19 protein-coding genes are annotated in these 24,124 nt (G+C 67.9%); 6 read left to right on the top strand and 13 right to left on the bottom strand.

Features of this window, described 5'->3' with window-relative positions; translation table 11 throughout:
- Window positions 1-16 precede the first annotated feature (16 nt).
- A complete protein-coding gene (locus ACTIFS_RS05850) occupies window positions 17-790 on the bottom strand; it encodes a ferredoxin--NADP reductase (protein WP_439573123.1) in 774 nt (257 codons plus the stop codon).
- 203 nt (window positions 791-993) lie between these two features.
- On the opposite strand from ACTIFS_RS05850, the gene ACTIFS_RS05845 reads away from it, so the two are divergent.
- Together ACTIFS_RS05845 and ACTIFS_RS05840 are read left to right on the top strand one after the other, a co-directional pair.
- Window positions 994-1,911: a sugar kinase gene (locus tag ACTIFS_RS05845; protein WP_439573122.1), complete on the top strand. Its 918-nt coding sequence runs from the start codon at window positions 994-996 to the stop codon at window positions 1,909-1,911.
- Window positions 1,912-1,994: 83 nt separating this feature from the next.
- Window positions 1,995-2,804, top strand: a complete 810-nt coding sequence (locus ACTIFS_RS05840; protein ID WP_439573121.1) for an aspartate dehydrogenase — start codon at window positions 1,995-1,997, stop codon at window positions 2,802-2,804.
- Window positions 2,805-2,822: 18 nt separating this feature from the next.
- Here the strand turns inward: ACTIFS_RS05840 and ACTIFS_RS05835 are convergent, their stop codons facing one another.
- From ACTIFS_RS05835 to ACTIFS_RS05815, 5 genes are all read right to left on the bottom strand, one after another.
- Window positions 2,823-3,710, bottom strand: a complete 888-nt coding sequence (locus ACTIFS_RS05835; RefSeq protein ID WP_439573120.1) for an ABC transporter permease — start codon at window positions 3,708-3,710, stop codon at window positions 2,823-2,825.
- A gap of 10 nt (window positions 3,711-3,720) precedes the next feature.
- Window positions 3,721-4,680: an ABC transporter permease gene (locus tag ACTIFS_RS05830; protein WP_439573119.1), complete on the bottom strand. Its 960-nt coding sequence runs from the start codon at window positions 4,678-4,680 to the stop codon at window positions 3,721-3,723.
- 76 nt (window positions 4,681-4,756) lie between these two features.
- Window positions 4,757-6,349: an ABC transporter substrate-binding protein gene (locus ACTIFS_RS05825; RefSeq protein WP_439573118.1), complete on the bottom strand. Its 1,593-nt coding sequence runs from the start codon at window positions 6,347-6,349 to the stop codon at window positions 4,757-4,759.
- A 74-nt stretch (window positions 6,350-6,423) separates the two neighbouring features.
- Window positions 6,424-8,499, bottom strand: a complete 2,076-nt coding sequence (locus ACTIFS_RS05820) for an ABC transporter ATP-binding protein (RefSeq protein ID WP_439573117.1) — start codon at window positions 8,497-8,499, stop codon at window positions 6,424-6,426.
- 123 nt (window positions 8,500-8,622) lie between these two features.
- Window positions 8,623-11,589 carry an FAD-binding and (Fe-S)-binding domain-containing protein gene (locus ACTIFS_RS05815; RefSeq protein WP_439573515.1) on the bottom strand — a complete coding sequence of 989 codons (2,967 nt, stop codon included), beginning with the start codon at window positions 11,587-11,589 and terminating at the stop codon, window positions 8,623-8,625.
- Between the two features lie 121 nt (window positions 11,590-11,710).
- Between ACTIFS_RS05815 and ACTIFS_RS05810 the strand changes: the two genes are divergently transcribed.
- The 3 genes from ACTIFS_RS05810 (at window position 11,711) to ACTIFS_RS05800 (ending at window position 14,772) form a co-directional block, all read left to right on the top strand.
- Window positions 11,711-12,904 carry a pyridoxal-phosphate-dependent aminotransferase family protein gene (locus tag ACTIFS_RS05810; RefSeq protein ID WP_439573116.1) on the top strand — a complete coding sequence of 398 codons (1,194 nt, stop codon included), beginning with the start codon at window positions 11,711-11,713 and terminating at the stop codon, window positions 12,902-12,904.
- Window positions 12,905-13,000: 96 nt separating this feature from the next.
- Complete coding sequence (locus tag ACTIFS_RS05805; RefSeq protein ID WP_439573115.1) at window positions 13,001-13,681, top strand: GntR family transcriptional regulator; 681 nt, start codon at window positions 13,001-13,003, stop codon at window positions 13,679-13,681.
- Window positions 13,682-13,764: 83 nt separating this feature from the next.
- Window positions 13,765-14,772: an LLM class flavin-dependent oxidoreductase gene (locus ACTIFS_RS05800; RefSeq protein ID WP_439573114.1), complete on the top strand. Its 1,008-nt coding sequence runs from the start codon at window positions 13,765-13,767 to the stop codon at window positions 14,770-14,772.
- A gap of 5 nt (window positions 14,773-14,777) precedes the next feature.
- On the opposite strand, the gene meaB is transcribed toward ACTIFS_RS05800, so the two are convergent.
- Window positions 14,778-15,761, bottom strand: coding sequence for a methylmalonyl Co-A mutase-associated GTPase MeaB (gene meaB / locus ACTIFS_RS05795; RefSeq protein ID WP_439573113.1), 984 nt, complete (start codon window positions 15,759-15,761; stop codon window positions 14,778-14,780).
- Between the two features lie 174 nt (window positions 15,762-15,935).
- Here meaB and ACTIFS_RS05790 point away from each other — a divergent pair, with 174 nt between their 5' ends.
- Window positions 15,936-17,162, top strand: coding sequence for an alpha/beta hydrolase (locus tag ACTIFS_RS05790; RefSeq protein WP_439573112.1), 1,227 nt, complete (start codon window positions 15,936-15,938; stop codon window positions 17,160-17,162).
- 16 nt (window positions 17,163-17,178) lie between these two features.
- On the opposite strand, the gene ACTIFS_RS05785 is transcribed toward ACTIFS_RS05790, so the two are convergent.
- The 6 genes from ACTIFS_RS05785 to scpA all read right to left on the bottom strand — a co-directional run bounded on the left by ACTIFS_RS05785 (window position 17,179) and on the right by scpA (window position 24,121).
- Window positions 17,179-17,823, bottom strand: a complete 645-nt coding sequence (locus ACTIFS_RS05785; protein WP_439573111.1) for an HAD hydrolase-like protein — start codon at window positions 17,821-17,823, stop codon at window positions 17,179-17,181.
- A gap of 40 nt (window positions 17,824-17,863) precedes the next feature.
- Entirely contained in the window at window positions 17,864-19,366 is a 1,503-nt protein-coding gene (locus ACTIFS_RS05780; RefSeq protein ID WP_439573110.1) for a tripartite tricarboxylate transporter permease, read from the bottom strand.
- 10 nt (window positions 19,367-19,376) lie between these two features.
- Window positions 19,377-19,850, bottom strand: coding sequence for a tripartite tricarboxylate transporter TctB family protein (locus ACTIFS_RS05775; protein WP_439573109.1), 474 nt, complete (start codon window positions 19,848-19,850; stop codon window positions 19,377-19,379).
- 58 nt (window positions 19,851-19,908) lie between these two features.
- A complete protein-coding gene (locus ACTIFS_RS05770) occupies window positions 19,909-20,898 on the bottom strand; it encodes a Bug family tripartite tricarboxylate transporter substrate binding protein (protein WP_439573108.1) in 990 nt (329 codons plus the stop codon).
- Window positions 20,899-21,117: 219 nt separating this feature from the next.
- Window positions 21,118-21,768: a glutathione S-transferase family protein gene (locus ACTIFS_RS05765; RefSeq protein WP_439573107.1), complete on the bottom strand. Its 651-nt coding sequence runs from the start codon at window positions 21,766-21,768 to the stop codon at window positions 21,118-21,120.
- A 205-nt stretch (window positions 21,769-21,973) separates the two neighbouring features.
- On the bottom strand, window positions 21,974-24,121 hold the full coding sequence (gene scpA / locus ACTIFS_RS05760) for a methylmalonyl-CoA mutase (protein WP_439573106.1): 2,148 nt from the start codon (window positions 24,119-24,121) through the stop codon (window positions 21,974-21,976).
- Window positions 24,122-24,124: the final 3 nt, after the last annotated feature.

Here is a 24,124-nt window from a genome sequence, read left to right as displayed (position 1 = left end):
GCTCCGAAGCGTCCGGCTACTTCTCGACGAAGGCCTTCTCGACGACGAAATGGCCGGGGCCGGAGATCGCGCCTTCCTCGAAGCCGCGGCCTTCCAGCATCTCCACCATGTCCTTCAGGAAGGCGGGCGAGCCGCAGATCATCACGCGATCGGTGTCGCGGTTCAGCGGCCCCAGTCCGAGATCGGCCTGGAGTTTGCCGGAATCGAGCAGGCTGGTGATCCGGCCGTTATGGACGAAGGGCTCGCGGGTGACCGTCGGATAGTGCTTCAGCTTGGCCCGGGCGAGATCGCCGATCAGCTCGTCATTCGGCAGCGTGTCGGTGATGAACCCGTCATAGGCCTGCTCGCTGATGAAGCGCGTGCCATGCACCAGCACGATCGTCTCGAACCGGTCGTAGACGTCGGGGTCCTTGACCACGCTCAGGAAGGGCGCAAGGCCGGTGCCCGTGCCGCACAGGTAGAGCACCTTGCCCGGCAGCAGGGCGTCCTGCACCAGCGTCCCGACGGGCTTGCGACCGATCAGGATCGGGTCCCCCACCTGGATGTTCTGAAGCCGGGAGGTGAGCGGGCCGTTGGCCACCTTGATGGAGAAGAATTCGAGATTGTCCTCGTAATTCGAGGACACCATGGAATAGGCGCGCAGCAGCGGTCGGCCCTCCACCTCCAGGCCGATCATGGTGAACTGGCCGTTGACGAACCGGAAGGCCGGGTCGCGGGTGGTCTTGAAGGAGAACAGCCGGTCCGTATGGTGACGGACCTCCAGCACGCGCTCTGTGTTCAGGTTCGACATCGCGGCCCCCCGGGGACAATGGCAATGCGCGGCAGACAAGATCATTCGTACACGAATGATACGGCATTGCACCATTTTGGCAAGAGGCAAGCCGGCTGAGAAAGCGGAAATTTGCCGGGTCGCCCGGCCGGCCGCGCGGGCATCGGGGTTGCCGCCGGGCTCGCCATGCCTATTCTGGCTGCCCCTGACAGGCGGCAAGGCCCATGCCCTCCGATATCCTCTGCTTCGGCGAAGCCCTCGGCGAGTTCAACCAGACGGTTCCGCGCGAGCCGACCTATCTCTTCGGCTATGGCGGCGACACCTCCAACTGCGCCATCGCGGCGGCCCGTTCGGGCGCCAGTGTCGGCGTGATCGGGGCGGTCGGTGACGACACGTTCGGCCGCGGCTTCTTCGATCTGTGGCGTTCCGAGGGCATCGACACCTCGGCCATGGCGCTGGTGGAAGGGGCTGATACCGGGCTCTATTTCGTCACCCACGAACCCGATGGCCACATCTTCACCTACCGGCGGGCCGGCTCGGCGGCGGCCCGGTTCACGGCCGACGACCTGCCCTTGGAGGCGATCCGGCAGGCCCGGGTGCTGCATGTCTCCGGCATCTCGCAGGCCATCTCCGCCAATGCCAGCGAGGCGGTGCGCGAAGCCATGCGGAACGCCCGCGAGGCCGGCGTCACGATCTCCTACGACACCAACCTGCGGCTCAGGCTCTGGCCGCTGGAACGGGCGCAGGTGGTGACCAATGCCGCCATGGCGGAAGCCGACATCGCCCTGCCGGGGCTGGACGATGCGCGCCAGCTCACCGGCCGGGACACCCCCGACGCCATCTGCGACTTCTACCTGGAGGGCGGGTCGGCCATCGTGGCGCTGACGCTCGGCAGGGACGGCGCGCTGATCGCTACGTCCGAGCGGCGTGAGAGAGTGCCCTCGATCACCGTCCAGTCCATGGACGCGACCGGCGCCGGCGACTGTTTCGACGGCGCCTTCCTTGCCGAATGGCTGGCAACCGGCGATCCGTTCCGCGCCGGGCGCTATGCCTGCGCGGCGGCGGCACTGTCCACCACCGGCTTCGGCGCGGTCACGCCGCTGCCGCGCCGGGCCGACGTGCTGGCGGCCATGGATCGGTAGGTCCGGCATGGCCTCCATGCCGGAAGCCGCTGGTCAAACGCCCGCCATGCGCTAGGTGTCCGCTCACTCAGGAGGACACAGCCATGGAACCCACCCGCATCGCGATTGCCGGCCTCGGCGCCATCGGACGCGCGCTCGCCCTGCGCATCGGCAGGGGCACCATTCCCGGCACGCGACTCGCCTGTGTCGCCGCCCGCGACGCGGCCAAGGCGCGGGACTGGCTGGCGGGCGAGGGGCTGACCGTGCCGGTGGTGCCGCTCTCCGAATTCCCGGCCCATGCCGACCTGGCGGTGGAATGTGCGCCGGCCGCGATCATCGAGGAGATCTGCACGCCCATGCTGACCGCCGGCAAGCGGGTGATGGTGCTGTCCTGCGGTGCGCTTCTGCCGCGCCCGCACCTGATGGACCTCGCGAAGGAGCATCATGGCCAGATCATCGTGCCGACCGGAGCCCTGCTCGGCCTCGATGCCGTGACGGCCGCCGCCGAGGGCACGATTCATTCGGTCAGGATGACCACTCGCAAGCCGCCGAAGGGCCTCGTCGGGGCGCCGCACCTGATCGAGAACGGCTACGACATGGATGCGGTGACCGAGCCGCTGCGCGTGTTCTCGGGCTCGGCCCGCGAGGCGGCCCGCGGCTTCCCCGCCAATGTCAATGTGGCGGCGGCGCTGGCGCTTGCGGGCATCGGGCCCGACCGCACCACGATCGACATCTGGGCCGACCCGGGTGTGACCCGCAACTGCCATACGATCGAGGTCGATTCGGATTCGGCGAAGTTCACGCTCTCGATCGAGAACATCCCCTCGGAGAATCCGAAGACCGGGCGCATCACCGCGCTCTCGGTGGTGGCCGCGCTGCGCAAGCTCGGCGCGCCGCTGCGCGTCGGCACCTGACCACGACCGGCCCGCGCCTCACACCTTGAAGCGCGGGTCGAGATGGTCGCGCAGCGCATCGCCGAACAGGTTGAAGGCGAACACCGACAGCGAGATGGCAAGGCCGGGGAAGAGGATCATCCAGGGCGCCTCCCGGTAGAAGTCGGCGGCATTGCCCGACAGCATCAGGCCCCAGGCCGGCGTCGGCTCGGTGACGCCGAGACCGAGGAACGACAGCGAGGCTTCCAGCAGGATCGCCTGCGCCACGAAGGCGGTGAACATGATGAGGAACGGCGCGAAGACGTTCGGCACCATGTGTTTCAGCACGATGCGGACGTGCGAATAGCCGGCCGCCCTTGCCGCATCGATATAGGGCATCTCGCGGATCGAGAGCGCCGCCGAGCGCACGACGCGCGCCACCTTGGGCACGATCGGGATGGCAATGGCCACGACCAGGTTCATGTCGACACCGACCACCACGCGCTTGCCGAGCATGGCGACCACCACCACGGCCAGAACGATGATGGGGAACGACAGCAGGACGTCGATGAACCGGCTCATGTAGAAGTCGAACCGGCCGCCGAAATAGCCCTGCACCACGCCGATCAGGCCACCCACCACAGAGCCGACCAGCGACGACAGGATGCCGATGACCAGCGCCGTGCGGGCACCGTAGACGACGCGGGAAAACACGTCGCGTCCCATATTGTCGGTGCCGAACGGGTGCAGGATGCTTGGGGCCTCCAGCAAGGCGCCGAAGTCGATGGCGAACGGATCGTGCGGCACGATGCGCTCGGCAAACAGGCTCGCGCCGACCAGCACGACGATGAAGGCAAGGCAGGTCGCGCCCACCGGCTGGGCGCGCACGAAGGCGAGGAAGGCATTGTCCCTGCGGGGCGGGACTGAGGGCGCGGCGGCTGCGGTCATGGTCCGGTCCTCACTTGCCGCCGTAGCGAATGCGCGGATCGAGCCAGGCATAGGCCAGATCCACGATCAGGTTGGTGACGATGAACACCACCGCGATCAGCATGACGATGCCCTGCACCAGCGTGAAGTCGGAGCGGATCACCGCCTGGACGAACAGCCGGCCGAGGCCGTTGAGGTTGAACACCTGCTCGGTGACCACCAGCCCGCCGATGAGGAAGGCGAATTCGAGCCCGATGACGGTCACCGCCGGCAGCATCGCGTTGCGCAGAGCGTGACGGGAGATGACCAGCCGCTCGAACACGCCCTTGGCGCGGGCGGTGCGGATATAATCCTCGCGCATCACCTCCACGATGGAGGAGCGCACCATGCGCGCCAGCACCGCCGAGAACCGGTAGCCGACCGCCAGCGCCGGCCAGATGAGCTGGGAGAGATTGGCCAGGGGATCGCGCCAGATCGGCACATATTCCATTGGCGGAACCCAGTTGAAGGCAAAGAGCAGGCCGATGATGATCACCATGCCGAGCCAGAAAGATGGGATCGCCAGCCCGCCTATGGTGAAGATGCGAATGGCGTGGTCGATCCACCGGTCCTGGTAGAGCGCGGAGAGCGTTCCCAGCGGCAGGGCGATCAGGATGGCGATCAGCGTCGCCATGATGGCGACCTGCAGGGTGAGGCCGATGCGCCCGGCTATCTCCTTGGTCACCGGCTCCTCGGTCCACATGGACTTGCCGAGGTCGAGAGTAGCAAGCCCCACCATCCAGCCGACGAACTGCTGGTGCAGCGGCTTGTCCAGCCCGAGGCGCACCCGCTCGGCCTCCACCTGCTCGACGGTCGGCGCGCCGCCATCGCCGCGCATCCGGAGTTCGACGATGTCGCCGGGCACCACGCGGAGCATGAGGAAGATGAGGACCGCGACGCCGATCAGCGTCGGGATCATGGTCAGGATGCGCTTGGCGACATAGGCGCCCATCAATCGTCCCCGCCTGTCTGGTTCCCACCGGAATGGGAGGTGCCCCCGCAGGATGCGGGAGCACCGTTCGCGTGCATCAGTTGGCGGCCGGCGCCAGCCACACGTCGGTCAGGTCCTGACCGTGGACGTGGCTCGGCGACATGTTCCAGCCGTTGACGCGTGCATCCATGGCGACAAGACGGTTCCACCACAGGAACGGCACCTGGTGCGCCTCGGTCATCACCCGCCGCTCGAACTGGCGGATCAGTTGGGTGCGGGCCGCGACATTGGTCTCGCGGGTGATCCGCTCGAACAGCGCGTCCATTTCGCGGTCGATGCCCTTGGACGGGTTCTCGGGCGACTTGTCGGCCGAGATGTAGCGCAGCAGCGTGTAGGTCGGGTCTTCCAGGACCTGGTTCTGGAAGTCGAGGGCGACCTCGAAATTGCCCGACCGGACGGCCTGCACATAGGGGCTGGTGGCAAGCTGGCGGTGTTCCACCGTCACGCCGATCTGCCGCCACTGGTCGACCAGGAAGATGCCGGCCGGCGTGTAGGGCTGGGGCACCGCCCGGTTGACGATGGCGAACGACAGGTTCGACACGCCCGCCTCCTGCAGCAGCCGGCGGGCCTCGGTCCGCGCGGCCGCGATGTCACGGCCGAAGCCGGGCAGGGCCTGGAGTTCGGCATCCGAGGCGGCGAAGGGTGCGCCCGGACGAACGAGACCGCCGACCGCACGCAGGATCGAGGTGCGGCTGAGACCCGCGCTGCCGGCCTGACGGTCGATCGCCATCGACAGGGCACGGCGCACGCGGGCGTCATTGAACGGCGGCTTCTCGGTGTTGAATGCGATGATCAGACCCGTGGACCAGGTCGCCTCGTAGAACTTGATCCGGTTGCCGAGCGCCTGGGTGAGGCGGGCCCGGTCGGCCGGTCCGACCGTGCGGAACTCGGCCTGGATCTGGCCGCCCTGCATGGCGTTCAGCATCGCGGTTGCCTGCGGGATGAACGAGATGCGGAAGCCGTCCAGATAAGGCCGGCCCTCGACGAAATACTTGTCGTAGCGCGCGCCGACGAGGTGGGAGCCGCGCGTGTGCTCGACGAAGCGGAAGGCGCCCGAGCCCATCACGTTGCTGACCGGGAAGCGCGGGTCCTCGGCGAGCTTGGCTGCCGAATAGACGCAGTTGAAGGGGCTGGCGAAGTTCTGGAGCATGGCCGGATTGGCCGCCGACAGCTTGAAGACGATCTGCGTCGGGGAAGGGGTCTCGATCGAGGCGATGTCGGCGAAGGTGGCCCGGCGAAGCGACACGACGCCCTGGGGCGGGTTCCGCAGGCGGTCATAGGTCGCCTTGATGTCCGCCGAGGTCAGCGGCGTGCCGTCGTGGAAGGTGACGCCCGCATGCAGTTCGAACGAATAGGTCAGGCCGTCCGGGGACACCGACCAGGACTTGGCGAGGTCGCCCTTGACCTCCGGATATTTGGTCAGGTCGAACTTCAGCAGGGTCGAATAGAACGGCCCCACCGACTGGACGACCACATAGGTCTCGTGGGCGTGGCAGTCATAGTTCGGCGGGTCGGAGACGACCGCGTAATTGAGCGTGCCGCCGCGTGTCGGCTGGGGTGTCTGCGCATGGACCGCCCCCGCCGTCACGGCGAGAGCGAGCCCGAGCCCGAAGGCCATCTGTCGGATCATGGTGCACTTCCTCCTGTTGTACTGCGGCTGAAGCCGTCTTCTTGGGTTTGGATCGGTGATGAAAGCCTGCCTCGTCAGACTTTGAGGCAGGCGACGATATGGCCGCCCACCTCGCGCGGCCGGGGCACCGTGCGGCGGCACTCCTCGTCGGCGAGCGGGCAGCGCGTGTTGAACACGCAGCCGGGCGGCGGATTGAGCGGTGACGGAATCTCGCCCTGCAGGGCCCGCGGCTTGCGTGCCCGCTCCTTCACCGGATCTGGCACGGGGGCGGCGTCCAGCAAGGCCCTGGTATAGGGGTGCAGCGGCGAGGCGTAGAGGGAATCGCGGTCGGCGATCTCCATGATCCGCCCGAGATACATGACGATGATGCGGTCCGAGATGTGCCGGACCACGGCGAGGTCGTGGGCGATGAACAGGAAGGTCAGGTTGAACTGGCGCTTCAGGTCTTCCAGCAGGTTGATGACCTGGCCCTGGATCGACACGTCGAGCGCGGAGACCGGCTCGTCACAGACGATCACCTCCGGTTCGAAGGCGAGCGCGCGGGCAATGCCGACACGCTGGCGCTGGCCGCCGGACATCTCGTGCGGATAGCGCTCGGCCATATAGGCGAACAGCCCGACGCGGGTGAGATAGTCGCCGACCCGGGCCCTGGCCTCCTCCTTCGTTGAAACGATGCCGTGGACCAGCATGGGTTCGGCAATGATCTCGCCGACCGTCATGCGCGGGTTGAGCGAGGAGAACGGGTCCTGGAAGACCACCTGCATCTTCCGCCGGATCGGCCGCAATTCCTTCTGCGACAGATGCGCGATGTCGGCGCCCTCGAACCGGATGGCACCCTCGGTCGGGTCCTCCAGCCGGAGAACCGAACGGCCGACCGTGGTCTTGCCGCAGCCCGATTCCCCGACGAGGCCCAGCGTCTCGCCGCGCCGGATGGCGAAGGAGACATCGTCCACCGCCTTGATCGTCGCCGTGGTGGAGCGGAACCAGGAGGTGCGGCGCGAGACATGGAACCAGGTCTTCAGCCGGTCGATGTCGAGGATCACCGGCTGGTCCTCACCGGGCGCCTCATGCGTGGCGTCGAGCCGCGCGGCGAAGATATCGACACCGGCGGCCAGATCGGCCGAGCGGTGGCAGCGTGCCTCGTGGCCGGGGCCAACCTCCAGCAGTTCGGGCGGATCGCTCTCGCAGATCGCCACTTTCAGCGGGCAGCGCGGGGCAAACCGGCATCCGGGGGGCGGGCTCCGCAGGTCCGGCGGCATGCCCTCGATGGTCTCCAGCCGCGTGCCGCGGGGCTCGTCGAGCCGCGGCACCGAGCGCATCAGCCCGACCGCATAGGGGTGGCGGGGCGCCAGGAAGATGTCGTCGGCCGAGCCCTTCTCGACAATGTTGGCCGCATACATGACCGCCACGCGATCGGCGTAGCGGGCGACGATGCCGAGATTGTGGGTGATGATGACCATGGCGATGCCGAGGCGGCGCGACAGGTCCTTCATCAGTTCCAGGATCTGTGCCTGGATGGTGACGTCGAGCGCGGTGGTCGGCTCGTCGGCGATGATGAGCTTGGGGTTACAGGCCAGGCCGATGGCGATCATGATGCGCTGGCGCATGCCGCCGGACATCTGGTGCGGATACTGGTCGAGCCGGCGCTCGGGATCGGTGATGCCGACGAGGGTCAGGAGTTCCACCGCGCGCGCCCGCGCCTCGGCGTCCGACATGCCCAGATGGATGAGCAGCGGCTCCATGACCTGCAGCCCGATGGTCAGCACCGGGTTCAGCGAGGTCATCGGCTCCTGGAAGATCATCGAGATGTCGCGGCCGCGGATCGCCCGCATGTCCTCGCCCGACAGCTTCAGGAGGTCGCGGCCCTCGAACAGGATCTCCCCGCGCGTCACCCGTCCGGCCGGCTTCGCCAGCAGGCCCATCACCGCGAGCGAGGAAACCGACTTCCCGCAGCCGGATTCGCCGACGATGGCCAGGATCTCGCCCCGACGCACATCGTAGGACACGCCTTCCACGGCCCGCACGACGCCGCGGGATGTATGGAAATGCACATGCAGGTCGCGAACCGACAGCAGCACATCATCGCCGGTGGGAGCGACGGCTGAGGCCGCGTCAGACGCGCCCGGAGCCGCCTCGTCGGCAACATCCATGAATCATTCCTCGCCTGGTTGTTGATCTTGTTTTTCTTTTTGTCCGGTTCGGATCTCTGCCCGAAGCCGTCTCCGCTAAGCTAGGGCGGTGGCCCTGGCTTTCAAAGCCTACAATTGTAGCCATCATGGCTGAGCCTCGCGCGCGGCCGGCGGATCGGCAGATCCGCCGCGATCAAGGCTCATGGCCAGAACGCGCGCGACATGGATGGCCTGCCGGCCGGTGCCATCGGCGATCTGGTGGCGGCAGGATGTGCCGTCGGCGACGATGATCGCATCCTCCGGCGCCTTGCGGACAGCGGGCAGCAGCGTCAGTTCGGCCATGGCAAGCGAGGTGTCGATCGTGTCGGCGTGGTAGCCGAAGGCGCCCGCCATGCCGCAGCAGGAACTCTCCACCGTCTCGACCGTCAGTCCGGGAACGAGCCGCAGCGTGCCTTCCACCGCGCCCATGGCGCCGAACGCCTTCTGGTGACAATGGCCATGCAGAACGGCCCGCGCCTTCATCTCGCCGAGCGGCAGCGACAGCCGCCCGGCCTTCGCCTCCGCTGCCACAAATTCCTCGAACATCACGGCGACCCCCGCAATGGCCTTCGCCTCGTCGGACTTCAGCAGCGCGGGGATCTCGTCGCGCAGGGTGTAGAGGCAGGAGGGCTCCAGCCCGATCACCGGCACGCCGCGCGCGGCGAAGGGGGCGAGCGCCGCGACCAGCCGCTCGGCTTCGGTGCGGGCATTGTCGACCATGCCCGTGGCAAGGTATGTGCGCCCGCAGCACAGCGGCCGTCCCCCGCCCGCGGGCCTGGCGTGATGGACGCGGCAGCCGGCGGCCGTCAGCACGGCCACCGCCGCGTCGAGATTCTCGCGCTCGAAGGCGCGGTTGAACGTGTCGGCGAACAGCACCACCTCGCGGCCGGCTTCAGGACCCTCGGCAGCCGCCCTCGGCGCGAAGATGTCCGCGCGCCATGCCGGCAGGGAGCGCCTGGCCGAGAACTGCGCCAGCTTTTCCGACAGCGCCGCAAGGGCCGGCACGCGGTCGCGCAGGTTGAACAGCCAGGGCGCCTTCGCCGCAAGGCGCGCATAGCGGGGCAGGTGGGCGACCAGCCGCTCGTGCAGTCCCGCACCGTAGAGCTGGTAGCGCTGCGCCTTCATCTCGATCTTCATGCGCGCCATGTCGACGCCGGTCGGGCATTCGCGCTTGCAGGCCTTGCAGGAGACGCAGAGCGACAGGCTTTCTTCCATCTCCGGAGAGGTCAGCGCCCCCGCGCCGAGCTGTCCGGTCATGGCGAGGCGCAGCGTGTTCGCGCGCCCGCGCGTGACGTGCTGCTCGTCGCGCGTCACCCGATAGCTCGGGCACATGGCGCCGCCGTCGAGCTTCCGGCAGGTGCCGTTGTTGTTGCACATCTCGATGGCGCCGAGGAAACCCTTCGACGGACCAGGATAGTCCGACCAGTCGAGCGCCGGCTCGATCTCGAGCCCTGCATAGTCCGGCGGGTAGCGGAACAGGGTGCGGTCGTCCATTTTCGGCGCGCGCACGATCTTGCCCGGATTGAACAGGCTCTCCGGGTCGAACCGGTCCTTGACCTCCTCGAAGGCGCGCACCAGCCGTTCGCCGAACATCTCGCCGTGGAATTCGGAGCGCACGATGCCGTCGCCGTGCTCGCCGGAATGCGAGCCCTTGTACCGGCGCACCAGCTCGAAGGCCTGGCTCGCCATGGAGCGCATGCGCTTCGCATCCACGTCCAGCTTCATGTTGAGCACGGGGCGCACATGCAGGCAGCCGACGGAGGCATGGGCATACCAGGTGCCCTCGGTGCCATGGGCGCGGAAGATATCGGTGAGCCCCGCCGTATAGGCGGCGAGGTCCTTCAGCGGCACCGCGCAATCCTCGACGAAGGAGACCGGCTTTCCCTCCTCCTTCATGCTCATCATGATGTTGAGGCCGGACTGGCGCATCTCGGTGACGGCCGCCTGCCAGGCCGGCTCGGTGACCGGGACCACGCCGCCGAAACGCGCGCCGGCTCCGTCCCACGAGAAGCCGAGATCGCCCATCAGGGCTTCGAGATCCTTCAGCTTCCGGAGGTTGGCGGCCTCGGTCTCCTCGGCAAATTCCACCACCAGCAAGGCATCGGGGTCGCCCTTCACCACGCGCTCGACGGTCGGCCGGAACATGGCGATGGCGCGGGCAAGACCGATCATCGTGCGGTCGACCAGTTCGACCGCGATGGGGTTGAGCGTGACGAGGTGCTGGGCCGCGTCCATCGCCTCGTGGAACGAGCCGAAATGGCAGATGCCGAAGACCTTGGGGCCGATGAGCGGCCAGAGCTTCAGATCGACGGCCGTGGTGAAGACCAGCGTGCCCTCCGAGCCGACAAGCAGATGGGCAAGATTGTTGGTCGCCCCGTTCGGCACCAGCGCATCGAGATTGTAGCCGCCGACGCGGCGCTGCACCTTCGGGAAGCGCTGCTCGACCTCCGACACCTCACGGTCTCCGAGAGAAAGAAGGTCACGGGTCAGCGCGTCGGTATCGTTGCGCAGGGCCTCGTCCCGCGCGACCTCGCCGAACCAGCGCCGCGTGCCGTCGGCGAGGGCGGCTTCCACCGCGATGACATTGTCGCGCATCGTGCCGTAGCGCAGCGATCGGCCGCCGCAGGAATTGTTCGCCGTCATGCCGCCGATGGTGGCGCGGGAGGCGGTGGAGACGTCGACCGGATACCAGAGCCCGTGCTTCTTCAGTTGCCTGTTGAGGTCGTCGAGCACGATGCCGGGCTCGACGCGCACGCGCCGGCCCGCCACATCCAGGTCGAGGATGCGGTTGAGCTTTTTCGAGCAATCCACCACCAGCGATGAATTGACCGTCTGGCCGCATTGCGAGGTGCCACCGCCGCGCGGCAGGACGGTGACGCCCTCCGCGCGGGCGAGAGCCACCGCGCGGATCGCATCGTCCATTGTCTCCGGCACGACAGCCCCGACCGGCATGATCTGGTAGATGGAGGCGTCGGTGGCATAGCGCCCGCGCGAGAAGGCGTCGAACAGCACATCGCCCTTCACCTCAGCCTTCAGCCGATGCTGAAGAGGCGTGTCGGGCCTGTTGCTCATGTCGTTCATGGTCGCTGCCTGCACTCCTGCCGCGCGGGGAGCCTGCTCCCCTTGACTTGCATTTTGCATTCATTATTCAAGTTGGCAAGGCGCTTTGCCCGTGGCCCTGCCGGAGATGTCGATGACCGCCAACGCCCCCCGCACCGCCGGCCGGCATTTCCTCCAGATCCCCGGTCCCTCCCCGGTGCCCGAGCGCATCCTGCGGGCCATCGCCATGCAGACGATCGACCATCGCGGGCCGGATTTCGCCCGCCTCGGTCTTGGCGTGATCGAAGGCATGCGCTCCATCTTCAGGACCAAGGGTCATGTCGTCATCTACCCGGCCTCCGGAACGGGGGCCTGGGAGGCGGCCCTCGCCAACACGCTTTCCCCCGGCGACAAGGTCCTGATGGTCGAGACCGGCCATTTCGCCACGCTGTGGAAGACCATGGCCGGCAAGCTCGGCATCGAGGCGGTGTTCCTGCCCTCCGACTGGCGCGCCGGTGCCGATCCGGCGGCCATCGAGGCTGCGCTGCGCGAGGACAAGACACACAGCTTCAAGGCGGTCTGCGTGGTCCACAACGAAACCTCGACGGGCGCCACCTCGCGCATCGACGAGGTGCGCAAGGCCATCGACGCCGCCGGCCATCCCGCCCTGCTGATGGTCGATACGATCTCCTCGCTCGCCTCCGTCGACTATCGCCATGACGAATGGGGCGTCGACGTCACGGTCGCCGGCTCGCAGAAGGGGCTGATGCTGCCGCCGGGCCTGTCGTTCAACGCAGTCTCCGAGAAGGCGCTGGCGGCATCGAAGACTGCGACCCTGCCGAAGAGCTTCTGGGGCTGGGACGAGATGATCGCGTCCGGCAAGTCCGGCTATTTCCCCTACACGCCCGCGACCAACCTGCTCTATGGCCTCGACGAGGCGATCCGCATGCTGCACGAGGAGGGGCTCGAGAATGTGTTTGCCCGCCATATCCGCCATGGCGAGGCGACGCGCCGGGCCGTCGCAGGCTGGGGCCTGGAGAACCTCTGCACCAATCCGAAGCATGTCTCGCCGGTTCTGACCGCGGTGGTCATGCCCGAGGGCCATGACGCAGACCGGCTGCGCGGCATCATCCTCGATGCCTTCGACATGTCGCTCGGCACTGGCCTGTCGAAGGTGGCGAAGAAGGTCTTCCGGATCGGCCATCTCGGCGACATCAACGACCTGACCCTCGTCGGCACGCTGGCCGGCGTCGAGATGGGCCTGTCGCTGGCCGGCGTTCCGCACAAGGCCGGCGGCGTGGCGGCGGCGATGGCCTATCTGGCGGAGACCAGGAAGCCGGCGGCGTGAGGCTGGAATGAGGCGGCTTGCACGGCGGTCTTGCGTCCTTCCAAGCGAGCCTAGAATGACGCACTTCGGTGATGCTGTGCTGAACAGGAGCCGATCATGAACGAACATCCGCTGATCGCCCGCCGCTCGCTCGCCGCCGAACTCACCGGCCGGCTGCGCGACATGATCGTCGAGGGCACGCTGAAACCCGGCGACAAGATCGCCGAGCCGGATCTCTGCGTCCTGTTCGGTGTCTCGCGCACACCGCTGCGCGAATCGCTGAAGGTCCTTGCGGCCGAGGGCCTGGTGGAGCTGACGCCCAACCGCGGCGCGCGCGTCGCCCGCATCGCTCCGGAGGCGGTGGAGGAGCTGTTCCCCATCATGGGCATGCTGGAGGCGCTGGCGGGGGAACTGGCCTGCGCGCGTCTGGACGCGGACGATCTCGACCGGCTCGAGACCATGCATGCCGAGATGGTCGGCCTGTGGCAGCGTGGCGACTGGGTGCCCTATTCCAGGCTCAACCGGGCGATCCACGAGGAAATCTTCCGCCTCGCCGGCAATGCCACGCTCTCGGCGCTCTACCAGAGCCTGCTGGTGCGCATCCACGCGGTGCGCTTCGTCGCGCGCAAATCGCCCGAGCGCTGGGCCGAAGCCGTGGACGACCACGAGCGGATCATGGTGGCCCTGCGCGCGCGCGACGGGGCGGCGCTGTCGGCGGTGATGCGCGAGCATCTCAGGCACAAGGCCGACATGGTCCACGAGGCGCTCCGCCAGCTCGGGGAGCCGGAGCAGGGCTGATCCGCCGCTTCGGGTCTCCCCATTCGGGCCGCCCGGCCTATCTTCAGGGTTCTCTCCCCCGGCTCTTGAACCCGGATGCCCCGATGACCGCCTTCTCCATCCTTGATCTTGCCCCCGTGCCGGAAGGCTCCACGCCCGGCGACGCGCTGCGCAACACCATCGACCTTGCCCGCCATGCCGACCGGCTTGGCTACACGCGCTACTGGCTGGCCGAGCACCACAACATGACCGGCATCGCCAGTGCCGCTACCGCCGTGGTGATCGGGCAGGTGGCGGCGGCCACCAGCCGCATCCGGGTCGGTGCCGGCGGCATCATGCTGCCGAACCACGCGCCGATGGTGATTGCCGAGCAGTTCGGCACGCTGGAAAGCCTGTTTCCCGGACGGATCGACCTCGGCCTCGGTCGGGCTCCCGGCACCGACCAGCGCACGTTGCGCGCATTGCGTGTCGATCCGATGGATTCGGACAATTTCCCCCAGGACGTGCTGGAACTGCAGGCCTTCCTCGCCCCCGTCCAGGAGGGGCAGGTGATCCAGGCCGTGCCGGGGGCTGGCACGCAGGTGCCGCTGTGGATCCTCGGCTCCTCCACCTTCGGCTCGCAACTCGCCGCCATGCTCGGCCTGCCCTATGCCTTCGCCTCGCATTTCGCGCCCGACGCGCTGATGCCGGCCCTTGCCGTCTATCGCTCGAAGTTCGAGCCATCGGCACAGCTGGCCAGGAGCCATGCCATGGCCGGCTGCAACGTCTTCCTCGCGCCAACCGACGCAGAGGCGCGCTACCTGTTCACCTCCGCGCAGCAGCGGGCGGCCGGCATCTTCCGCGGCGCGCGCGGGCTGTTGCCGGCGCCGATCGACGATATCGAGACGTTCTGGAGCCCGATGGAGAAGGCGCAGGCTTCCCGGATGCTGCAATATTCCTTCGTCGGCTCGCCGGACACAGTGAAGCGCGGACTGGAGCACTTCATCGCCAACACGCAGGTCGACGAGGTGATGGTCGCGTCCGCCATTTTCGAGCACGCCAAGCGCGTTCGGTCCTACGAGATGCTGGCCGAGGTGGTGAAGGAGTTGAACGGCGCCGCTGCGGCGGCCTGAACGGTTCAGAGGCCGAGGACGGTCGCGATCTCATCGGCCGCCACCAGCGCCGAAAGCCGGCCGGCGGCCACATCGGCCTCGATGGCCGGCAGGCGGGCCTTCAGCTTCGGGTCGCGCTTGAGCCGCCCGGTGAACCGGTCCTGCAGCATGGCCCACATCCACTTGACGCCCTGCGCGCGGCGCCGGGCCTCGAAGTCGCCGGAGGCCCCTGTCTTCGCCCGGAAAGCGCCGATCTGCTCCCAAAGTGTATCGAGCCCTTCGTTGGCAAGGCCCGAAATGGTCATGACCGGCGGCGCCCAGACAGCCGAGCGCGGCGCCATGATGTGCAGCGCTGCGCGATATTCGGCGGCCGCGGCGCGCGCGCGCCTCAGTCCGTCGCCGTCGGCCTTGTTGACCGCGATGATGTCGGCGAGTTCCAGAATGCCCTTCTTGATGCCCTGAAGCTCGTCGCCCGCGCCCGGCAGCATCAGCACCAGGAACAGATCGGTCATGTCGGCAACCGCCGTCTCCGACTGCCCGACGCCCACGGTCTCGACAAGGATCACGTCGAAGCCCGCCGCCTCGCAGAGCAGCATGGTCTCGCGCGTACGCGCGGCAACGCCCCCGAGCGTGCCGGAGGAGGGCGACGGCCGCACGAAGGCATTGGCATCGACCGACAGGCGCGCCATGCGCGTCTTGTCGCCGAGGATCGAGCCCCCCGTCCGCGAGGAGGAGGGATCGACCGCCAGAACCGCGACCCGGTGGCCGGCGGCGGTGAGGTTGGAGCCGAACGTGTCGATGGTCGTGGACTTGCCCGCTCCCGGCACGCCGGTGATGCCGATGCGGATCGCCCTGCCGGTCTGCGGCAACAGCCGCTGCACGAGATCGCGCGCCACCGCCTGATGGTCGGGACGGGTGCTTTCGATCAGCGTGATGGCGCGCGCCAGCACGGCGCGGTCGCCGGCGCGGATGCCGTCGGCCAGCCTGGCGGGATCGGGAAGGGCGCGCATCAGCGCGTGGTATCAAAGCCACGCGCGGGAGGCGAGCGATTCGGCCTGCCAAACCGCCGCCGTCCCGCCCCATTGCCGCCACCCGGCCTGCCTATGCGCTCGTCTCCGCACCGGCAGCCCCCGATGGCTGCCCCCGTCCCGCCGGCCCGATCCGCAGGACCTCTTGCCCCTCCGATGACCATGCCCGCGCAGCCGAACCGAAATCCCGTTGCCGTCGCCGGACGCTTCCTTCTGCTGCTGGCGGGTGCCGTTCTGCTCTCAGGCTGCATCGGCCCGAGCCTTGCGGGCGTGACGGGCGCGTTCGGGTCGCTGACCGGCCCTGCGGGCGAACCGCGGCGGGTGCTGGTCCATGTCGCATCGACCCGTCCGGCGCTCGCCGGCGACACGCCCGGCGCACCGACGCGCGAGCGCGCCCGCTTCTATCGCCAGCAGGTGACCGTGCCGCCGGGCCACCGGCCGGGAACGATCGCGCGGCCGCAGCTCACCCCGGAGAATCCCGGCCGGCACTTCACGCTGGCCGGCCGCGAGGCCGTGGCGCCTGACGATTTCCGCTCCGGGCTCGCCCGCGCCATAGCGGCGCGCCCGGACGACCAGCGCGACGTGCTGGTCTATGTCCACGGCTTCAACACGGACTACGAGGAGGCCGCCTTTCGCCTGGCCCAGGTGGCAACCGATGCCGGCTTCCGCGGCACGACCGTGCTGTTCACCTGGCCGAGCTACAACCGGGTGCTTGCCTATGGCGGCGACCGCGAGATTGCCACCGCCTCGCGGGATGCGCTGGACAAGCTGCTCGCCGATCTCGGCGAAGTGCCCGGCATCGGCCGCGTGCATCTGATCGCCCATTCGATGGGCTCGTTCGTGACCATGGAGGCGCTGCGACAGGCGGCCATTGCCGGGCGCGGCGAGATGAACAACCGGCTTGGCGAGGTCATCCTGGCCGCGCCCGACCTCGACGTCGAGGTGTTCCGCCAGCAGATGGCGCGCATCAGCCGGCCCTCGCGCATCTCGCTGTTCGTGCAGTCGGACGACCGGGCGCTGGCCGCCGCCGCGCGCATCGCCTGGGACCGCCCGCGGGTCGGTGCGCTCGATGTGCGCGATCGCCGCCATCGCGAGATCATCTCCTCGCTGGGGGTGCGGGTCTTCGTGATGCAGTCGGGTGGCTGGACCGATCTGATCCGCCACGGCACCTTCGCCGAGGCGCCCGAGATCGTCCGGCTGATCGGTGGCAAGATCGGCCAGCCGCCGGTCGTCGAGGATTATCTGCCGCAGGTGCCGGCAGAGGCGCCGCCGCTGCCGGCCGAACTGCGCCCACCCCACGAGCAGAACCCGATGGCCGGCGCGCCTGACAGCGCACGGCAGGTCACCGCCGGCCCGCTGGAGCCGGCGCCGCCGCGTCCCTGATCGGCCGAAATCCCGGTCAGCCGCGCGCCGTGCGGCCCAGCAGGATCGCTTCCAGCGCCGCAACGTCGGATGCGAAGGCATCGGGCCCGGCGGCCTTCAGCGCTTCGGCCGTGGCAAACCCCCAGCCGGCCGCGACCGAGGCGATGCCAGCCTTGCGCGCGGCCTCGATGTCGCGCACCTCGTCGCCGACCGCCACGGTGGCTCCGGGCGGCACGCCGAGGTTCTTCAGAACGGTGCGGAAGCGGGCGGCCTTGCCGAACAGCGAGACCCCCGCACCGAAGGCGGAGACATGGGCGGCGGCCGGACCCAGCACCCGCCGGATATTCGCCTCGGTGTTGGAACTGACGATCGCGATGACGGTCCCGGCCGCCGCGAGGCGGTGAAACAGGTCGTCCACCCAGGGGAAGGGTGCGATATGTTCGATGTCGCGGCTCGCCAGGCCGCGCATATGCGCGGCGATGAGCGGCAGCTTCCAGACCGGCACCCCGAGTTCGCTGATGATCTGACGGCTCGACAGCCCGCGCAGCTTCTCCCGCTCCTCCGGCCCGGTCTCCCGGAAGCCGAAATGGCGGGCGATCTGGTTGAGCTTGCCGGAAAACCAGGCTTCGCTGTCAGCGATGGTTCCGTCAAAATCGAAGAGGACGAGGCGGATCGGCTCCATTCGCCCATGCCTGCCAGCAGGCCGCCGGGCGGTCAAGGCGTCATGCCGCCGCTGTCTTCTCCCGGTTCCATGGCCCCATCCGCCAGAGCATGATGAGCCAGATGGCAATGGTCGCCACGCCCAGCATGCCGGCGATCGGCCTTTCGAAGAAGGCGAGGAACGAGCCGTCCGACTTGATCATCGAGGTGATGAAGTTCTGCTCGAACATCTCGCCCAGCACCAGGCCGAGGATGATCGGCGCGACCGGGAAGCCGTTCTCCTCCAGGATGAAGGCGAGCACGCCCATCGTCAGCATGATGATGATGCCATAGACCGAATTGGTCATGGCATAGGAGCCGACCACGCAGAAGATCAGGATCATCGGCAGCAGGATGTTGCGCGGCACGCGCAGCACCTGCTTGGCCGACTTGATGATCGTCCAGCCGAGCGGGAGCATGAGCAGGTTGGCCAGAACGAAGATCATGAACACCGCATAGATCAGCTGCGGGTTCTGCAGGAACACGGTCGGGCCGGGATTCATGCCCTTCATGTAGAGCACGCCGATGACGATTGCCGTGATCGAATCGCCGGGGATGCCGAAGACCAGAGCCGGGATCCAGGCCGAGGCGAGCGCCGAATTGTTGGCGGCCCCGGCATCCACGATGCCCTCGACATGCCCGGTTCCGAACTTCTCGGGTTCCTTCGAGAAGCGCTTGGACATCGCATAGGAGATCCAGGCGGCGATGTCTGCGCCGGCACCGGGCAGGGCCCCGATCACGACGCCGATGCCGGAACCGCGCAGGAAGTTCACCCAGTAGCGCCGCAGCACGGTGCCCACGCCCTTGAACACATGCCCGACCTTCTGCACGACCTCCTGCGGCGTGACATTCATGGTGGAGGCGCCGCGCAGCAGTTCGGACACCGCGAACATGCCGATCATGGCCGGGATGAAACTGACGCCCTGCATCAGTTCCACCGTGCCGAAGGTGAAGCGCGGAAAGCCGGCGGCCGGGTCGATGCCGATGGTGCCCAGCCCGAGACCGATGAACAGCGAGACGAAGCCCTTGACCGGATCGTTGGTGGCCAGAAACACCGCGCAGGTCAGTCCGAGCGCGGCCAGCCAGAAATATTCGAAGCTGGAGAAGGCGAGGGCAAATTCGGCCAGGGCCGGCGCGCACAGCACCAGAATTGCCACGCCGATCAGCCCGCCGAGCACCGAGGTGACGAGATTGACGCCCAGATTGAGATCAAGCTGGCCCTTCTTGCCCATCAGGTAGCTCTCGTCCGCATAGGCAGCGGAGGCGGGCGTTCCGGGCATACGCAGCATGGCGGCGGGGATGTCGCCGGCAAAGATCGCCATGGCCGTGGCGGTGACGATGGCGCCGAGCGCCGGCACCGGGTCCATGAAGAAGGTGACGGGGATCAGCAGGGCGGTCGCCATCGTGGCGGTCAGCCCCGGCATCGCGCCGACGAACATGCCGAAAATGCCCGAGGCGATGATGATCAGGATCACGTCCCAGCGGAAGACGAGAGCGAAGGCCTGGGCGAGGATCTCGAATGTCATCGGGCGCGCCTTACAGGATGAGGTCCATGAGGCCGCGCGGCAGGGGCACGCGCATCATCGAGGCGAAGAACCAGTTGACCGCGAAGGCGCCGACAACCGCCGTGACCAGCGCCACGGGCAGGCGCACGCGGAACCACAGGAACAGGATCAGCAGGACGGTGATCGTGAGCGGCACGAAGCCGATCCGGTCGACCACCAGGATATAGGCCAGCGCAGAGCCGAGAATAAGCAGGACCGAGATCACGCCCCCGGTCGACGCGGCCCATTCCGGCCGGACGAAAAGGGCGCCGCCGGCGCGCCATTCGCGGTAGCCCCGCGCGATCAGCACCAGGCCGCAGACGATCATCAGCGACGCCAGCAGGCGCGGGAACACCGCCGGCCCGTAGTTCTGGCCCGGAAATGGCGGGAATGTCGTCGTCATGGCAATGACGAACAGGGCGACGGCGATCATCACCGCGCCGGAGACGAGATCGTTGACGCGCACGGGGCCGGCCCTCGCGGGGGAATGGCCGGGGGCGGCGGCGCCGCCCCCGGAGAGGGGATCAGGAACCGCGTGCGAGGCCGGCCGCCTTCATCGCAACGCCCATGGAGGTGTTGCCGGCGGCCATGAACTGCGCGAAGCCCGTGGCGTCCGCCCACCGGACGCCGAAGCCGCGAGCCGACATGAAGCTGCGGAACTCGCTCGACTCGTTGATCTTCTTGCAGACCGCCGTGTAGCGCTCCGCGATCGGGGCCGGCAGGCCCTTGGGAGCGGCGATGCCGCGCCAGGCACCGACCGTGTAGTCGACGCCGATGGCCTCCTTCAGCGTCGGCACATTGGCGAATTGCGGGTTGCGCTCCGCGGCCATGATGGCCAGCGACTTGGCGCGTCCGGCATCCAGCATGGCCTTGGCCTCGGGAACCGAGCAGGTGACGATGTCGACGCCGCCGGCTGCCAGATCCTGCATGGCCGGGGCTGCGCCGTTCGAAGGCACCCACGGCACGGCGCTCGCCGGCAGGCCCATGGCGCCGAGCCAGCCGACCAGCGCCAGGTGCCAGATGCCACCCTGTCCGGTTCCCGACGCCTTCAGGCGGCCGGGGCTGGCCTTGATGGCATCGGCCAGGGCCTTGAGATCGGCATAGCGGCTGTTGGCGGCCACCTGCACGCCGGGCGGGTCTTCGTTCATCAGGGCGATGGGCGTGTAGCTCTCCGGATTGAGCTGGGTCAGCCCCTGCCAGTGCATCATGGAAATCTCGACCGTGATCATCCCGATCGTGTAGCCGTCCGGAGCACCGGTCGCGATGGCCGAATGGCCGACGACGCCCGAACCGCCGGTGCGGTTGACCACGTTCACAGGCTGGCCGAATTCCTTTTCCATCAGGGTGGCGATGATGCGGGCGGTGGCATCGGTGCCGCCGCCTGCGCCCCACGGCACGACCATCTGGATCGGCCGTGCAGGAAAGGTCTGGGCGATGGCGGGGGCGGCAAGCGGCGCGACGAGGCCGGCGCCGGCGGCCGAGGCAAGGAGATGGCGTCGTGTCAGATGGGTCATGCGGATCCTCCCGGGTGCGATATGCGGCCGGTTCTCCCGGCTCAAAGCTTGTATGGAAGGCTGCACTGGATCGGAGGTTCTTTCAACCGTTTCGATTGCCGCATTGTCCTTCCGCAGGGGAGCCATGAGCGCACTTCGCGCCACAGCACCGGCAGGCTTGACCGCGCCCCCGTCACCGAACCGTGCGGTCCGGGTGCTATGGCGCCCGCGTCGGTCGGATCACCCCTCGGGCGCCGCGGTGAAGAGCGCCAGTTGGGCCGCAAATGCACGCCCGAAGGCAGGGCGCGCCTTTCCGCGGGCGATGTAGGCGGACAGGCGCGGATAGCCGTCGAGCAGCGTCGAACCCTCCAGCCTGCGCAGCACCGACACCATCATGAGGTCGCCTGCGCTGAAGTCTCCGTCGAGCCAGTCGCCGTCGCCGAGCCGCTCCGATAGCGCCGTCAGCCGGTCGCCGATGCGCTGTTCCACGAGACCGAGGTGTTCCGGGAGCCAGGGCCTGCCGCGCTCCGCGTAGGTCGCCGTCTCGCGCTCGACGATCGGCGGCTCGATCGTGCTGAGGGCGGCGAACATCCAGGTCACGGCGCGCGCCCGGCCGTTGGGATCGGCTGGCCAGAGGCCGGGATGATGATCTGCGATATGCAGGACGATCGAGCCCGACTCGAACAGGGCAAGGTCACCGTGCTCGAAGGTAGGGATCTGTCCGAAGGGATGGAGGCCGAGATGGGCGGGCTGCTTCATGGCCCCGAACGAGACCGGCCGGACGTCGTAGGGCTGGCCGACCTCCTCGAGGGCCCAGCGCACCGGCATATCGCGCGCAAGGCCCCTGCCGCGGTCGGGAGATCGTTCGAAGACGGTGATCGTGGGGGCCATGGCGGGTCTCGAAGCGGTGCGGGCGAAAGAGCCCGGCCTGGCGGGAGCACGGGCCCCGAAATCTGCGACAGCCGGGCGGCCGGTTCCATTCCAGTCTGCCGGGATCGAGCCTGCTGCTGACAGGTGTCAGGCCGGCCATCGGCCGTTCGGTGAACGCTCAGGCGGAGGCAGCACCACGGAACAGCCTCATCGCTGTCCTCAAGGCCTATTCCGCCGCCTGCACGTAGCCGAGCTTGGCGTTGAGCTTGTCCATCAGGTCGATGGCAGCCTCCGCGATGGGCGTGCCCGGCGGGAAGATGGAGGAGGCACCGGCCGCATAGAGCGCGTCGAAATCCTGCGGAGGGATCACGCCGCCGACGACGATCATGATGTCCTCGCGGCCCTGCTTTTCCAGTTCCGCCCTCAGTTCCGGCACGAGGGTCAGGTGGCCGGCTGCCAGCGAGGACACGCCGACGCAGTGAACGTCATTCTCGATCGCCTGCCGGGCCGCTTCCGCCGGTGTCGCAAAGAGCGGTCCGATATCGACGTCGAAGCCGAGATCGGCGAAGGCGGATGCGATCACCTTCTGGCCGCGGTCGTGGCCGTCCTGGCCGACCTTGGCGACAAGGATGCGCGGCCGGCGGCCCTCGTTCTCGGCAAAGGCCTCGACCATGGTCTGGACCCTGGCGACATTCTCGTTCATCGCGCCGACCTCGCGCTTGTAGACGCCTGAAATGGCCTTGATCTCCGCCTTGTGACGGCCGAACACCTTCTCCATGGCATCCGACATCTCGCCGACGGTCGCCTTGGCACGGGCCGCATTGATGGCGAGGGCCAGAAGGTTGCCCTTGCCGGCCGCTGCGGCGGTCAGCGCGTCGAGAGCGGCCTGGACCTCGGCCGGATTGCGCTCGGCCCGCAGGCGCCGCAGTTTCTCGATCTGCGCCTCGCGGACGGCGGTGTTGTCCACCTTGAGCACGTCGATCGGCTTCTCGCCGTCCGGGCGGAACTTGTTGACGCCGATCACCGACTGCACGCCGGAATCGATGCGCGCCTGCGTCTTGGCGGCGGCCTCCTCGATCCTGAGCTTCGGAATGCCGGCGTCGATGGCCTTGGCCATGCCGCCCAGCGCCTCGACCTCCTGGATATGCTCGAAGGCCTTGGCGGCCAGGTCCGCGGTCAGGCGCTCGACATAGAGCGAGCCGCCCCAGGGGTCGATGATGCGCGTCGTTCCGCTCTCCTGCTGGAGGAAGAGCTGGGTGTTGCGGGCGATGCGGGCGGAAAAATCGGTCGGCAGCGCCAGCGCCTCGTCGAGGGCATTGGTGTGCAGCGACTGGGTGTGCCCTTGCGTCGCCGCCATGGCCTCGATCTGCGTGCGCACGACGTTGTTGAAGACATCCTGCGCCGTCAGCGACCAGCCGGAGGTCTGCGAATGGGTGCGCAAGGCCAGCGACTTGTCGCTTTTCGGCTCGAACGGCTTCACCAGCTTCGCCCAGAGGAGACGCGCGGCGCGCAGCTTCGCCACCTCCATGAAGAAGTTCATGCCAATCGCCCAGAAGAAGGACAGGCGCGGCGCAAACTGGTCCACCGTCATGCCGGCGGCGATGCCGGCCCGGACATATTCGACGCCGTCGGCGAGCGTATAGGCGAGCTCGAGGTCCTGCGTCGCCCCGGCTTCCTGCATGTGATAGCCGGAAATCGAGATGGAATTGTATTTCGGCATCTCCTTCGCCGTATGGGCGAAAATGTCGGAGATGATCCGCATCGAGGGGCCGGGCGGGTAGATATAGGTGTTGCGGACCATGAACTCCTTGAGGATGTCGTTCTGGATGGTCCCCGACAGCCTCGACTGCGGCACGCCCTGTTCTTCCGCCGCCGCAATATAGAGCGCGAGGATCGGCAGCACCGCGCCGTTCATGGTCATCGACACGCTCATCTGGTCCAGCGGAATGCCGGAGAACAGCGTGCGCATGTCGTAGATGGAATCGATGGCTACGCCCGCCATGCCGACATCGCCGGAAACGCGCGGATGGTCGCTGTCATAGCCGCGATGGGTGGCAAGATCGAAGGCCACCGAGAGGCCCTTCTGCCCCGCCGCGAGATTGCGCCGGTAGAAGGCGTTGGAATCCTCGGCCGTGGAGAAACCGGCATATTGCCGGATCGTCCAGGGCTGGTTGACGTACATCGTCGGATAGGGGCCGCGCAGGAACGGCTTGATGCCGGGCCAGGTGTCGAGGAAGTCGATGCCGGCGAGGTCGGCCTCGGCATGGACCGGGCGCACGGCGATCTCCTCCGGCGTCAGCCAGGCAGAGCCACCCGAGGCGGTCGCGCCGGCCTCGCGGAACGGTACCGTGGTGAAGTCGGGGATGCGGCTCATGTG

Source organism: Phreatobacter sp., assembly GCF_051860605.1.
GTDB lineage: Bacteria > Pseudomonadota > Alphaproteobacteria > Rhizobiales > Phreatobacteraceae > Phreatobacter.
The sequence above is the reverse complement of the archived record's forward strand: the minus strand, read 5'-3'. Positions and strand labels throughout refer to the sequence as shown.

Bases quoted from the DNA above. Each gene is read 5' to 3' on its own strand.
- ACTIFS_RS05850 (WP_439573123.1), bottom strand. From the start codon at position 790: ATGTCGAACCTGAACACAGAGCGCGTGCTGGAGGTCCGTCACCATACG.
- ACTIFS_RS05845 (WP_439573122.1), top strand. From the start codon at position 994: ATGCCCTCCGATATCCTCTGCTTCGGCGAAGCCCTCGGCGAGTTCAAC.
- ACTIFS_RS05840 (WP_439573121.1), top strand. From the start codon at position 1,995: ATGGAACCCACCCGCATCGCGATTGCCGGCCTCGGCGCCATCGGACGC.
- ACTIFS_RS05835 (WP_439573120.1), bottom strand. From the start codon at position 3,710: ATGACCGCAGCCGCCGCGCCCTCAGTCCCGCCCCGCAGGGACAATGCC.
- ACTIFS_RS05830 (WP_439573119.1), bottom strand. From the start codon at position 4,680: ATGGGCGCCTATGTCGCCAAGCGCATCCTGACCATGATCCCGACGCTG.
- ACTIFS_RS05825 (WP_439573118.1), bottom strand. From the start codon at position 6,349: ATGATCCGACAGATGGCCTTCGGGCTCGGGCTCGCTCTCGCCGTGACG.
- ACTIFS_RS05820 (WP_439573117.1), bottom strand. From the start codon at position 8,499: ATGGATGTTGCCGACGAGGCGGCTCCGGGCGCGTCTGACGCGGCCTCA.
- ACTIFS_RS05815 (WP_439573515.1), bottom strand. From the start codon at position 11,589: ATGAGCAACAGGCCCGACACGCCTCTTCAGCATCGGCTGAAGGCTGAG.
- ACTIFS_RS05810 (WP_439573116.1), top strand. From the start codon at position 11,711: ATGACCGCCAACGCCCCCCGCACCGCCGGCCGGCATTTCCTCCAGATC.
- ACTIFS_RS05805 (WP_439573115.1), top strand. From the start codon at position 13,001: ATGAACGAACATCCGCTGATCGCCCGCCGCTCGCTCGCCGCCGAACTC.
- ACTIFS_RS05800 (WP_439573114.1), top strand. From the start codon at position 13,765: ATGACCGCCTTCTCCATCCTTGATCTTGCCCCCGTGCCGGAAGGCTCC.
- meaB (WP_439573113.1), bottom strand. From the start codon at position 15,761: ATGCGCGCCCTTCCCGATCCCGCCAGGCTGGCCGACGGCATCCGCGCC.
- ACTIFS_RS05790 (WP_439573112.1), top strand. From the start codon at position 15,936: ATGACCATGCCCGCGCAGCCGAACCGAAATCCCGTTGCCGTCGCCGGA.
- ACTIFS_RS05785 (WP_439573111.1), bottom strand. From the start codon at position 17,823: ATGGAGCCGATCCGCCTCGTCCTCTTCGATTTTGACGGAACCATCGCT.
- ACTIFS_RS05780 (WP_439573110.1), bottom strand. From the start codon at position 19,366: ATGACATTCGAGATCCTCGCCCAGGCCTTCGCTCTCGTCTTCCGCTGG.
- ACTIFS_RS05770 (WP_439573108.1), bottom strand. From the start codon at position 20,898: ATGACCCATCTGACACGACGCCATCTCCTTGCCTCGGCCGCCGGCGCC.
- ACTIFS_RS05765 (WP_439573107.1), bottom strand. From the start codon at position 21,768: ATGGCCCCCACGATCACCGTCTTCGAACGATCTCCCGACCGCGGCAGG.
- scpA (WP_439573106.1), bottom strand. From the start codon at position 24,121: ATGAGCCGCATCCCCGACTTCACCACGGTACCGTTCCGCGAGGCCGGC.